General features: G+C 42.8%; 12 protein-coding genes. All 12 read left to right on the top strand.

Annotated elements, in window-relative coordinates:
• Position 1 precedes the first annotated feature (1 nt).
• The 12 genes from M3650_RS24960 (at position 2) to M3650_RS25015 (ending at position 12614) form a co-directional block, all read left to right on the top strand.
• A complete protein-coding gene (locus M3650_RS24960; protein ID WP_251578756.1) occupies positions 2-3547 on the top strand; it encodes a phage tail protein in 3546 nt (1181 codons plus the stop codon).
• A 30-nt stretch (positions 3548-3577) separates the two neighbouring features.
• The gene (locus tag M3650_RS24965; RefSeq protein ID WP_251578757.1) at positions 3578-4024 is read left to right on the top strand and encodes a PAAR domain-containing protein; all 447 of its coding nucleotides are present in this window, start codon (positions 3578-3580) and stop codon (positions 4022-4024) included.
• A 12-nt stretch (positions 4025-4036) separates the two neighbouring features.
• Positions 4037-5191, top strand: a complete 1155-nt coding sequence (locus M3650_RS24970; protein WP_251578758.1) for a hypothetical protein — start codon at positions 4037-4039, stop codon at positions 5189-5191.
• 35 nt (positions 5192-5226) lie between these two features.
• Entirely contained in the window at positions 5227-5607 is a 381-nt protein-coding gene (locus tag M3650_RS24975) for a hypothetical protein (RefSeq protein ID WP_251578759.1), read from the top strand.
• A 70-nt stretch (positions 5608-5677) separates the two neighbouring features.
• Positions 5678-6202, top strand: a complete 525-nt coding sequence (locus M3650_RS24980) for a hypothetical protein (RefSeq protein WP_251578760.1) — start codon at positions 5678-5680, stop codon at positions 6200-6202.
• A gap of 76 nt (positions 6203-6278) precedes the next feature.
• Complete coding sequence (locus tag M3650_RS24985; RefSeq protein WP_251578761.1) at positions 6279-6893, top strand: hypothetical protein; 615 nt, start codon at positions 6279-6281, stop codon at positions 6891-6893.
• Positions 6894-6902: 9 nt separating this feature from the next.
• Positions 6903-7484 (top strand): hypothetical protein, encoded by a 582-nt coding sequence (locus M3650_RS24990; RefSeq protein WP_251578762.1) that lies wholly within the window; start codon positions 6903-6905, stop codon positions 7482-7484.
• Between the two features lie 2 nt (positions 7485-7486).
• A complete protein-coding gene (locus tag M3650_RS24995; protein ID WP_251578763.1) occupies positions 7487-8164 on the top strand; it encodes a hypothetical protein in 678 nt (225 codons plus the stop codon).
• A 17-nt stretch (positions 8165-8181) separates the two neighbouring features.
• Positions 8182-9474 (top strand): discoidin domain-containing protein, encoded by a 1293-nt coding sequence (locus M3650_RS25000; RefSeq protein ID WP_251578764.1) that lies wholly within the window; start codon positions 8182-8184, stop codon positions 9472-9474.
• 66 nt (positions 9475-9540) lie between these two features.
• Positions 9541-10716 carry a hypothetical protein gene (locus tag M3650_RS25005; RefSeq protein WP_251578765.1) on the top strand — a complete coding sequence of 392 codons (1176 nt, stop codon included), beginning with the start codon at positions 9541-9543 and terminating at the stop codon, positions 10714-10716.
• A 32-nt stretch (positions 10717-10748) separates the two neighbouring features.
• Positions 10749-11522, top strand: a complete 774-nt coding sequence (locus tag M3650_RS25010) for a discoidin domain-containing protein (protein WP_251578767.1) — start codon at positions 10749-10751, stop codon at positions 11520-11522.
• Between the two features lie 27 nt (positions 11523-11549).
• On the top strand, positions 11550-12614 hold the full coding sequence (locus M3650_RS25015; RefSeq protein ID WP_251578768.1) for a hypothetical protein: 1065 nt from the start codon (positions 11550-11552) through the stop codon (positions 12612-12614).
• The last annotated feature ends 2 nt before the right edge of the window (positions 12615-12616 follow it).

Raw genomic sequence — 12616 nt, forward strand, 5'->3', positions numbered from 1 at the left:
GATGTTAGGAGATATTGATTTCTTGAAAAAACCGATCAAACCGCAGCTGTTCTTGGTGAAGCCGAACGGAGAGACGATAAGCAAGCTGAGCGAGGCCTACGATATTAATCAATCCATCCTGTTGTCGTCCGTCAATGAACTCTCGTTCAAGCTCCCCTATCGAATCGACATCAATCATAGGCTCGCGAACAACAAAAATATCGCCCTGCTGAAGGAACGCTATCATGTCCAAGTCGTGTTGGGCGAACATACAGAGCGCTATATGATTGATTCAACGAACGAGAACGGCGACGGCGAGACTGCTTACAAAGAAATACATGGCTATGCCCTTCCTTATGAGCTGCGCGACAAGCTGATTCGCGATTACGCCGTGGAATCGGTCCATGCCGAGCAAGTGCTGCGCGACGTGCTGTTCAATACGGTTTGGACCATCGATTATTTGGATGCGGACTTCAAGCTTACTTATCGCGCGTTCGATTTCGGCAATACGACGGTGCTGGATGCCGTCTATCAGGTTGCAGAGACGTACAATGCCGTTGTGCAGTGGGATACGAACCGGCGGACCGTATCCATGATGAAGCCCGAATGGTTCGGCGTGAACAAAGGGCTGCGATTTTCGTACGGCAAATATTTGAAGTCGCTCGGCAAGGAGTCCAGAGCGGACGAAATGGTAACCCGCCTGAAAGCATTTGGCCAGGATGGACTGAGCATCCACAAAGTGAACCCAACCGGGCAAAATTACATCGAGAATTTTAGCTACTTCATGTATCCATTTGAACGGGACGCGAGCAACACGGTCATCCGCTCAAGCGACTATATGAGCGATTCGCTCTGCCATGCCCTGCTTGACTACGAAGAACGGATCGAGGCCAGAGAAGAGGAATTCGCCAAGCAGCTCGCCGCCCGGAAGCGCTTGGAAGAGAGCCTGACACAGAAGGAAGTCGAGCTGCACAAGCTGAAAAATAACGAAGCCGTCATCACCAACACGATGCTTGCGCAGCAGTTCGACGGCAAAATGTTTTTCGAGACATATATTCACGATTCCACTAGCTCGCGCAGCTTCCCCGTGAAGGACATCTATCCTTACGCGGTGCTATGCAAAGTAAGCTCTGCCGCTGGCGTCCAGGTTACGCTTAATGGAGCCGCCAAGCCCGTCCAATCGGGCGCGTGGGTGCTGCTCGGCAAGGTGCAGCGGGCGGAGAACGTTGCCGTGGAAGTGCGCGGCGGATCGAATGTTGACGTGTTTTTGCAGGTGGCCAATATTTCGCTGGAGGAATTCGAAGCGGGCAACAACGAGCAGGAGCTTATCGACAAGTTCAGTCTGGATCACAAGCACATGCAGATGAAAGCCGTCGAAATCGAGCTGGCGAATCTGACGCATGAATTAGAGCAAGTGCAGCAGGCGATTGCCGAATTGCAGCAGGACTTCTCCCCCGCGCGCAACTTTACCGACGATCAACTGCTGGAGCTGAATTACTACGTCATTGAAAAAGAGTTTGCGGACGACAAATATGTCGAGGAAGAAGACCTCTATCAGGCGGCCGAGAGCAAGTTCAAAGAACTGCAGCTCCCGCAAACCCAGTTCAGCATCGACATCATTCATTTTCTCGATATCGTGGAAGAGCAGCGGAATTGGGACAAGCTGGGCATCGGTGACTATGTTCGGATTGCTTACGAACTGCTGAACATCAAAATAGAAGCGCGAATTTCCGAAATCCGCTATGATTACGAAAATTCGAGCATCCAGCTTACGATCAGCAACGCCAAGGACTTGACGAATGACCGGAAGAAGCTGGAGAAATTTATTTATGACAGCAAAAACACCTCCGTTACCGTGGACAGCAACAAGCATAAATGGGGCAAGGCGGTGGTGGATACTTCAGAAATGAGCAAGCTGTTCGAGCATTTCTGGAATAAAGTGACGAACAATATCAACATGGCGTCCAACGAATACGTCACGATCGATCGCAAAGGTATCACAATCATCGACCCGCATGATTCCCAGCGTTTCCTGCGGGCGACGCACGGCGCGCTCGGGCTGACGCGCAGCGGCGGACTCCGCTACGAGACGGCCATTACGCCTGACGGCCTCATCGCGGAGCAGGTGCTCGGCAAAATCATTTTGGGACAACGTGTCGTCGTGGGCGACCCCGATGGCCTGTTTACGATTGAAGGTCCGAAGCTGACAGTATCTGATCGGTGCGAACGCGAAGTGATGCGGCTTGGCTTGTATGACACAAAACCGGATAAGTTCGGCATGGTCGTAAACCGTTACCGTTCCTCCGAGTGTGCCGACAACACCATTGTGAACCGCACCACGGTCAACAGCGAGGATGGATTCGTCATCGAGCGCAGCCGCAACGGCACTTTCGACAAGACCTTCTACACCTCGTCCGATGGCGACCTGTATATGAAGGGCAATTTCCAAGCCGGCGAAGGCGATCGCGTCTTTACCATCAACAAGGATGGCTTGGCTCTGGGCAATTCACGCTGGGCTGATGCCCCCTTCCATGCCGATTACTTCGGCAATGTGTGGATGAACAAGCTGTTCGCCGATGATGCGGAAATTAAAAATTCCTTGTTCAAGGACGGGCATATCGAAGGCTCCAGCTTGAAGATCGGTCAAGGCAATGAAGTATTCAAGGTGTTCCCGGACGAAGGAATATGGGCGGGGCACGACCAGTTCGACAAGGCACCGTTCAGCGTGGATCTGGACGGGAATCTGAAAGCGCGCAAAGCGACTCTAACCGGGGATGCGGGTCAAGTGCTTATCGATACTGACAAAGGCTTCCTCGATTTAGATGCGTTTCAACTCATTGCCGGACAGATAAGCGCCAAAAATATCGATGCCGATTATTTAAATGCAAATTATGGCGTCATTAACGATCTAACTGTGACTCGTCTCGTAACGAAAGATACTGCCAATCCTTACGGCGTTACCGTAGATTATATCGATATCTCGGAAAAATCCGCGAAATGGATAACTGGCCTGCGCAAAGGTTCGGAAGTTCAGGCGAAAACGGCGGATGGCAAGCTCCTTTATTATGAACAGGGCACAAGTAAAAGACTGACCACCGAAGCAAGCATCGACGGGATTTCGAATCTGCCGGCTATGGTTCCTGAATACAATAAACTAACAAAAATGGAGTTGAGCTTTGAGAATACGGGCATCGACTCCTACCCAAGAATTCGAATGGGCGTCGGCGATAACGCAATTCCCGAGAAATCGGGCATCGGCTTCATAGAGAAGAAGAACACAACCCTCGATTTTATCTATTTCACGAATAACTCAGGTCGAGAAGTCAGAATTTCATTAGCAGACTCAGGCATCACCAATTATGTTCAAGGCAGCACATTCAAGGTGGAATCAGATGGCTTGCAGGTGAAGCACCACAACGGCACTCAATTTGAAATTAATAAAGAAGGAACGAACATCCGGATGGTTAACCAAAATGGAAGCAAGGTGGAACTGCAAAGCAACGGTGATATTGTGCTGAATGCAACAGGCAAGATCATTATGACCGGTTCAGAAATAAGACTTAATTAAGCACTTGGGAATTGGGAGGTGGTGAAACGTATGGCTGGAGTCGCGTATTACGGGGCCAGCATTGCTTCAACTGCAGCAAGTAACCACATTAGGATTAAATATTGGCACCCTCGTCGATGCTCGGGCGGATGGATAGATGGAGTATGCCAAGGGTGGACGGAAGGGTATTATCAATATGATAGTATTGACGCTACTATCAACGGAGCTGTAAATGGCGGTTCATCAAATGTTTTCGTCAACGGGATGGGTGTCGCTAGACAAGGTGATTCCACGGCGGAAACAGAAACATACTCCATTCCAAGCGGGTGGGATTTAGAGCACTCTGATGGAGGAGGAGCCGGAAGCATTACAATTGGGAATTCCAAAAGCGTATTTGTTAACGGCAGCCCAATTGCTGTAACAGGCAGCACAGTTTCCACTCATGCAGGAGTCTCTACAACAATCAAAGATGGAAGCAGCAATGTATTCATCGGCTAAGGAGGTGATAATATGCCAGAGATAAAAACGCACCTGGAACTGAACGATCCCGTCACCACGATATGGCGCAGCGGCTCCCCGGACGATCCTTATAAAGACCGGATGGACTCCTTGCCTATCATCAACAATCAGATTACTTTGCTTGAGATCCCGTCACACGGGCACAAAGTCATGATTGAGGGCTTCACCGAAATCGACCAAGAGCGGTTCACGAATCGAAGCGCACTCGCGCCTGACGAATTTCTCGTCAACTACTCCAACGGCATCATGCAATTCCATCCCGCCCACGAAGGGAAAACGTTGCTGTGCAAGTACAAAGGGAAAGGGTTCATCCTCTACCCCGCTTCACGCATCTATGCCATGGTCAGCCGGAGTCCCGACGTCGTGCAGACCTTGCAGGATATCATTGACGAGATGCTCCACCGCTTGCAGGAGACCAATACGGCGATTGTCGACTTGAAGCAAGTAATCAAGAACGCTGAGGAAGCCACTCATGCTGCCAACATGGCGTCCGATAATGCGAATCAGGCTGCTGATGACGCAAAGCTGGCCACCGAGAAGGCCTTGCATGCCTATAACACGACGACGCTTGTATTTAAGCCTCCGGTAGCGGATATGAAGGAACTAACGAATACATATCCATATCCACAAGTAGGCTGGACGGTTCAGACCTATAAAGACGGCATGAGATACCGCTTTGACGGCAAGAGCTGGATTCCGATCGATATTTTCGGCCAGAACATTCAAGTCGTAAGCGAACATGCGGACGGGCTAATGTCGATCGCCGAACATGTGAAGCTGAAGAGCATCCCCCTGGACGTGAAAGACCGCGTCATCGTATTTTGCTTGCCTTCCTACCTCTTTCAAGGCGTGCAAAGCGTCATTGCCAAGTTCCCTTTCAAGGGCGAGATTGTATCCGTCGAGGCGATTTGTGGCGTTCCAGGCGATTCCGGCACGGAAATACAAATTGAGAAAACAGCCGATTTAGTGAAATGGAGCAGCATTCTATCCAACAAACTCAGCTTTAAACCGCATGAGTTTTTTGATGACCGGACGTCGACAGTAAGCAGCAGCAATGTCAATGCGGGCGATATGTTCCGGCTGAACGTAGTCAAGCAAGGCGGGAACATTCAAAATGTGACGGTCGAAATGGTCGTGCGCATCTAATCTAGGGACGCCAATCGGCAATAAGGAGGGAAAAAATGAGCAAGCAAGGTACGCAAGTATGGGGATCGGCACCGCTTCAAGCACAGCCCATCGTCATCGACAAAACCAATAACCGCCTATCCTTTAAAGTGGATGAAGTGGAATGTGAGATAACGATTCCTGAAGGCAAATATGAAACCAAGAAGGAGTACTTCACTTCCAATCTAATCGCTCCCTTGAATGGAGCATTAGAAAGCGCAGGCGTTCCTGTAGTCGCCAAGCTAGGTGGAATCCATATGGACAAGCACATGAACGTGCTTGTGCTCGAACATCACGACTCCTCTGCCCCGCATACTATCGATTCGTTCGGCGGAAGCGCCAAGGAACTCGTGTGGGGGAACACAGAGCATACAACCGATCAATACGGCAGCGAATGAACAATGTAAGCAATGTACAAATTTATGCGCTATTTATTTATAAAAATAAAAAATGAAAAGAGGAATTTATATGACACAACCTATTATTTCTTGGCTTAACAGCACGCATTCGGCAGAGGTAACTGCCCCCTATGACTTCGGTGTTATCGATGCCGGAGATAGTAGCCCGCTTGTTACATTCAATATTTGGAACAATAAAAATGGTAAAACGGACGTTTCTAAAATGGAGGATTGCACCATCACAACGCGTGAAATGGAAGGCGGTCTAGAAACACAAGTTGTAAGTGGCAACTGGTTTCACGCGCAAGTAGATTCTTTGGGTGAAACAGATATTGCAGATCCCTCTTCTCTAATCGGCAAAACCCTATCCAAGCCTATTGGAACGACCGGGAGCACAACCAAGGACCATGCCGGAAAAGAACTGACGTTGCCACTGACTCCGGCAGCACAGGAAATACTCGGCGTTAATAATAATGGCAATCCGCTGGATGCGGCAGGCAACTATGTCACCTTCTCGCTGCAGGCAGAAATACCAATGGATGCTTCGAGCGGAAGACAAGACTTCAAAATTCGCGTTTCGTACCGCTACGTGTAACGAACGCTTCCTTTCAAGGCGAGGCTGACCGCAGTCTCGCCTTTTTTCATGCTCACAATACAATGGGAGGTTTACTATGATTTTTCATAACCGATACAATCGTTCGCCGGTTCCCCATCAGAGCTTCATCTGGATTGCGGAATATTATGACGGCACCTATTTGTCCGAATATGACTTCGATACTAAAAAAGCGAACAGCTTTTATCACATAGATAAACACAAATTAACGAGATTCGGCTTAATCGGCCACGGCTCACAAGTATACTTCGATGTTGGCAACGGAGTTTTTACAATGAATAACCATCGGCTCATGGTATCTTACCAGACCAAACAGCATGAGTATCCCCTGACCGGAAGAGCCTTTCTATATAACGACATCATCACCTACAAAGACGCTGTATCCGATGTGAATTTACTGTTGGCTGGCGCTAAGCAAGGACGCTTTAGCGATAAAATTGTGCAATATAATGTGGGCTACAAAAAAAACATGGCCCTGCTGGATGTCAACATTAACTTCCAGTGCCTAATGTCTATCCCCTACAACGAAGCTTCTTTTCTGGCCATTAAAATTACTTCCGATAAAGATCTTGATGGAAAACTGATTATACGCCGCAACGGAATGATTGTGGATGAGATTCATGCTCCGCTCAAAGCGCAGCATGCAGGAATGATGAATTGGGAAATTAGATAGTGAGGTGACATGGCAATGGCTACACAAGAGATAGGCTTACCTATTAAGTTCGAAACCGGAACATTCAACAACACAATCGTCAAAGATGGAAAGCTGCAATTAGCTGAAATCAAAAAAGACGACAAAGGCAACATCGTCTATGCCCCTTTTGGCTCTTGGGAATCGCAGCTTTTTCTCATCCAAGACAAAATCACTTCCTTCAAACGGATCGCTAAAAATATTGAAGTGAAAGGCGATGCAACCTATAAAATCTATACTAAATCCTCAGAGGATGGCACGACATGGACGGAATACACAGAAATAGATAATGCCGATGGCAGTATCCACTCCCCTGCCGCCAAATACGCAAAAGTAAAAGTCGAGATTATTCCCCCACTCATTGGCGCAACCTTTACAGTGGATGAGTTCACGGATGCAGGGAAATATGCCAATGAATTCGTAAATTCGGACAACGGCGTTCTTGAGCTAAAGAAGCATTATCGCTATAAGTATGCGAAGGATGAATCGTGGAAAGATGAAGGTGTGGTTTTGAGGAAGAAAATTCCGAATAGTAAAATGAAGAAAATTGATTCGTTACAAGTGGAGGTGTAGTTATGCCAGTTCCAGCGACTAAGGGACAACTGAGAGAAAGAGTGCAGGATATGAAGGTTGGAGATTATATAGTTTGGAGCTACCATAATAATGACTATTATGAATTTGGTACAAATACTACAGGCTATGTCGAATGTCCCTTGGAAGGTATTCCAAGCGGGCAAACCTCGGAAGGAAAATTTTGGTACGGAATAAAGGTAGATAAAGGCTTACTGATTTCAGACAGAATTCTTAGGAATCAATGGTCTTGGGACTACTTAAATAGTCTGAAGAATATAGAAGGAACTACTATCACAATTTCTAATGTACAGGGCATTGTTCGTTCTCCTACAGGCGGTGTTGCTTACGCAGATGTTAACGGGAATACATCATTAACCGATCAAGGGTACGGTGGATGGCCTTCTAATAATGAATGGGATAAATATATTGTTAAAAGCTCTCTCAATGGCACTATTACTGCTGGAGATGATGCAGTATGGCATTGGAATAAAATGTTTTCATGGTGTCAAGAAACACCTGTTAATGGATTGATATATAGAGCCACAACAGCAACTAACACAAATAGGATTAGACGAGGCTACGGGGTAGATATGACAAGTCCAGAAAGATTATCTTTCGGCCCATCTTCTCAAGCTGATATTTCAGTTGGTTTCCGTCCAGTATTTGAATATAAAGAGTAGAAAGAAGGTGATTAAGAGTGATAGAAGAGGTTAAAAGTATTGGACGATTGAAAGTTGGGAAAAAGATACGTTGTCACTATAAAGCACTTAATAATACCTATGGCACGCTTTCAGGACTAGGAAAAGAAACATCAGATTTCATTTCACCTATAACATCATCTGCAACGCCAGATGGTGATTTTTATTTTATTTGTGTTGACAAGGATCAGCTTGGAAGATGGAAATTAATCGCTGACAGAAACATACAACATTCTATTTCATGGGATACATTAGATAGTGCTGGAATAGCTAGTGGCAGTGGGTTGCCGATTGAATTGAATTATGAGAATATCGCCTTAAAAAAACATGTCGAAGCTGACACTAACCACTTTCAAAACTTTGTAGTATCTAAAGTGGTTGATGGCAATGATAGCCACACTGACGGTTTTTTGCAATCTGATGGGGATAAAGGAAAAATAACAAGAATAATTATTGATTTGGGGAAAGAAGAAAAGATAGATGGATTAGCGCTAACCAATTTATTGTACTCATCTGGTTATCGTTGTAAAAGATTTGAATTTAGCTGGTCAAACGATAACACGAACTGGAATATTATTATAAGTGATTCATTGCCAGATAATGGCCTAAAACATTTTTTCAAAACAAAGGCAGGTGCTAGATATTTCTCAATTTTAATCAAAGATAATTATCTTGGTTCTGGTTGGTCATCAGGGATTGGAGAAATTGAGCTTATTAGGACAAATCATCAGTTGACATCGACTCTTCGGCTCCTAACAGGTGGTATTAATGCCAATGATAAAGATAATGAATGGGATAAATACGTTGTGGATGATAACTTGAATGGTGTAATCACGCCCGGAGATGATAACGTCTGGCATTGGAAATCTTCCACAGCATCATGGACAAGTTCCACTCAAACTGTTGTTAGCAGAAGAGTAAGAAGAGGAGAAGAATCTGGCCAACCAGTAGGATATTATAGTGATAATGCAATTTTGTCAGAAACATTTGAGGCGCGTGTTGGCAACGGTTTTCGACCAGTATTACTTGTTGCTCCTTCATCAACAACATCTTTTATACACCACTATAACAAATATAAAACTTACGACAATGCATGGAAAACAATTTCAACAACTTTACCTTCAAAAGACACTTTTATGAATGATGGTATTAGTGATTTATCTACTCTGGATAGAAAAGAACAAATTGTTACTCTTCCTATGACATCCTCTGGTTTAGGTGAAGGTAAATTGTTTAAGGCAAAGGTTGATTACAAAAAATACTTTGATATTAACCGTATTAATGTGAAGTAGAACTGAACTGGTTCTACTTCTTTTTGTATTGAATAACGATTTTATTTAGATGGGATGGTGATAGGTATGGCTAAGTTTGGAGATGTATTGCTTCAACCAGAATCAGGCTGGAAAAGGTATGATGATTCTGATTCAAAGATCATTTATGAGGGAAGTGGATGGGAACGATATTCGAATAGTGCGTACTACAATGGCTCCCGTCAAGCATGTTCGAGAACATCCATCAATCCAAAAATCAAGTTTAACTTTATTGGGAGCAAATTAATATTAATTAGCTCTCTATATTCTTCTTATTCGAATAATATAGAGATTAAAATTGATGAAATAATTTACGAAACTAGTCAAGTGAGTAACGGGACTTATAATCAAGCAGTCTTTTTTATTGTAGAAGGATTGAAATTCAAAGAGCACTCAGTTGAAATAACAAAAATCAACCAAGGAGGATGGGAAAATGACTTTAATTTTGACGCGATTGATATAGACGAAAATGGACAACTGAAACCATATAACCCTATAGAACATAAGTACCTAATTCAGTCAGTTAATAACCAGTATCTCTCACTTGAAAATCAAATTGCTACTGCAACTGCCATTCCTCAAATGACTTCAAATACAACACCATCTGGACGAGCATTTGCAAAAGACATCTACTCAGCTCCGTATGATGCTTGGAAAGCATTTAATCAAATCGATGATAATGATGGATATTGCTCCCAAAATGGTAGTGCTGGAGTTGGTTTTCTAGGATATGAATTTACTCATGACATTCCTATTTATAAATATACATTACGAAGCATGAATTCATCTGCTGTCCTTCATACTATGCCAAAAGATTGGACTTTTGAAGGAAGTTTTAATGGAGATAAGTGGTTTGTTTTAGATACACAGAAAAATCAAACTTGGACTGCTACAAACACAGACAAAGATTACTACATCACCAATCCGAAATCTTATAAAATGTATCGTTTGAATTGGACTGCCAACAATGGATATACAGGATATACAGGTATCAATGAATTAAAGATGTATAGTGGTTCGAATACGGTCTCACAGATTCCATCAATAAATGAAAAGTATTTTACGGCGTATGGAATGAACAAAATAACTCAACAAACTCTTAAAAGTGATTATGATCAAGTACAGTTAATCTCTAATAGAGAAAGTAATCTGAACGAAGGAAAAACATTCGAGCATGAGATTGATTTGAAGAAATATGAATTGAATAAAATTACACTTTTGTAGACTAAATTTTTTTATGTAAGGAGGTTTGAAAAATGACATTAGTTACATGGGATGAAAATAAAAAAGGGAATGAGAGACTATACAGCCCTATCCGTAGATTCTTGATTTCTTCAACTAACAAAATTTATAGTCCAAACCCTACAAAAATTGTTGATCTTGTCCCAAAGATGACGTCAAATACAACACCAAGTGGAACTGTTATTTATAGCACTAATTATCTTGCTAACTATCCTTATCAAGTTTTCAATAAAAGCACTTCTGGTATATGGTCACCTGCACATAGCAATATTACAAATCAGTATATTGGATATACATTTTCAACAGCTCAAATAGTAAATAGATATACGATACAATTTCCACAAAGTACTAGCATGCTTTACGCTGCTCCTAAGTCTTGGAGATTAGAAGCGTCAAATGATAACACTAGTTGGATTACTCTCGACACGAGAGAGAATGAAGTGGATTGGAGTTCACTCGAAAAGAGGACATTTGATATCGATAATAAGGATCAATATCTGTCATATCGTATATACATTCTTGCTAATAATGGGAACGCATCATGGGTTTATATTTCTGAGATTGAATTTCTACAGATCATTAATTCATCTTTAACTTTGTTAGAGAATCCCTCAGAAGAAGCGTTTAGTATATATGGTGTTGAGAAGAATGTATCTTTAGATATGAACGAATTGATTAGTTCATTAAATTATGTGAAGTATACGAATACGGCACTTGGCTCAGGAAAAGTATTCAGACAAAAAATCGACACGTCAAAAATTCCAATCAAGAAAGTGTCTATTGAATGATGCTTTTATTTAGAAAGGAGTGATGAAATGAAATATGTTAATATTACACCTAAATTTAGTCAGAATAATGAGGTCATTGATGGCGTCTCAATAATAAAAGCACAAACAAACGATTCCGCATCCTTCCGTGCGTTTGACGGAAACCCTAATACGGGGTATAGAAGTTCAATTTTTTATCCTCCTTTCCCTGATCACTTAGGTTTATCGTTTCCAACTAAGCACCTTGTAAAGAAATATTCAATTATTTTAGACAAGACATATCATAGTGTGAAATCATGGGAAATACATGGGAGCAATGATAAGTTTGCAACTTATGATGTACTTCATGAAGTAAATGATTTCGTTATTACACCTAATAAAGTTGAAGAATTTTACTTGCCAGAAGTAATAAAACCATATATGCAATTTAGAATAAGGGTTAAATCTAGGTATGGAGACAATTCTTGGGGGATATATGAGTTAGCATTTTATGAGCTGCTTTATGAAAAAAAGATATTGATTAAAAATAATAGTAGTTATTACAAATATGATGGTATATCATGGAGACTTTTAGAAAACTCTGTTCCAACTGAAGAAGATTACTTATTACATGGCATGAATATTGACGACATCTCAACTATTCCCGAATCTGCATGGGCAGAACTAAAGGGTGACGTTGAACTTTGCTACTACACAGACGCTCTAAACAAAACAAAAGTATCATTCAATATCGAAACTGAACCCTTTACCCTTGCTGAAGAGTTTGATGGTCAAACAATCAAAATCATTGAATATACTGATAATCCTACACAAGAAGAATCCATTATCACATTAGAAACTGAACCATTTACGTTTTATGACGAAGTTGGCAATAGCTTCGATGTTCTCTATTACACAGATGATCCAGATAAGACCGAAGCTGAGCTAGAGATAAATCATAACTATTCCCCATGGGATGAGCTTGATGGTGATTTTGAATTAGTTACGTGGACAATGGAAGAAGAAACGGAAGTGCAAGAAGAACTGAAGCCAATATTTAAAGAAAAGATTGAAGATGGCGATTTTTATAGCGCAAAAGTAGATTTATCAAAAGGAATTGTAAATATGAAGTGAGG

It is taken from the genome of Paenibacillus sp. MER TA 81-3, from assembly GCF_023713585.1.
GTDB classification, from domain to species: domain Bacteria; phylum Bacillota; class Bacilli; order Paenibacillales; family Paenibacillaceae; genus Paenibacillus_B; species Paenibacillus_B profundus.

Bases quoted from the DNA above. Each gene is read 5' to 3' on its own strand.
- M3650_RS25005 (WP_251578765.1), top strand. From the start codon at position 9,541: ATGGCTAAGTTTGGAGATGTATTGCTTCAACCAGAATCAGGCTGGAAA.
- M3650_RS24990 (WP_251578762.1), top strand. From the start codon at position 6,903: ATGGCAATGGCTACACAAGAGATAGGCTTACCTATTAAGTTCGAAACC.
- M3650_RS24965 (WP_251578757.1), top strand. From the start codon at position 3,578: ATGGCTGGAGTCGCGTATTACGGGGCCAGCATTGCTTCAACTGCAGCA.
- M3650_RS24970 (WP_251578758.1), top strand. From the start codon at position 4,037: ATGCCAGAGATAAAAACGCACCTGGAACTGAACGATCCCGTCACCACG.
- M3650_RS24960 (WP_251578756.1), top strand. From the start codon at position 2: ATGTTAGGAGATATTGATTTCTTGAAAAAACCGATCAAACCGCAGCTG.
- M3650_RS25010 (WP_251578767.1), top strand. From the start codon at position 10,749: ATGACATTAGTTACATGGGATGAAAATAAAAAAGGGAATGAGAGACTA.
- M3650_RS24975 (WP_251578759.1), top strand. From the start codon at position 5,227: ATGAGCAAGCAAGGTACGCAAGTATGGGGATCGGCACCGCTTCAAGCA.
- M3650_RS24995 (WP_251578763.1), top strand. From the start codon at position 7,487: ATGCCAGTTCCAGCGACTAAGGGACAACTGAGAGAAAGAGTGCAGGAT.
- M3650_RS25015 (WP_251578768.1), top strand. From the start codon at position 11,550: ATGAAATATGTTAATATTACACCTAAATTTAGTCAGAATAATGAGGTC.
- M3650_RS24980 (WP_251578760.1), top strand. From the start codon at position 5,678: ATGACACAACCTATTATTTCTTGGCTTAACAGCACGCATTCGGCAGAG.
- M3650_RS24985 (WP_251578761.1), top strand. From the start codon at position 6,279: ATGATTTTTCATAACCGATACAATCGTTCGCCGGTTCCCCATCAGAGC.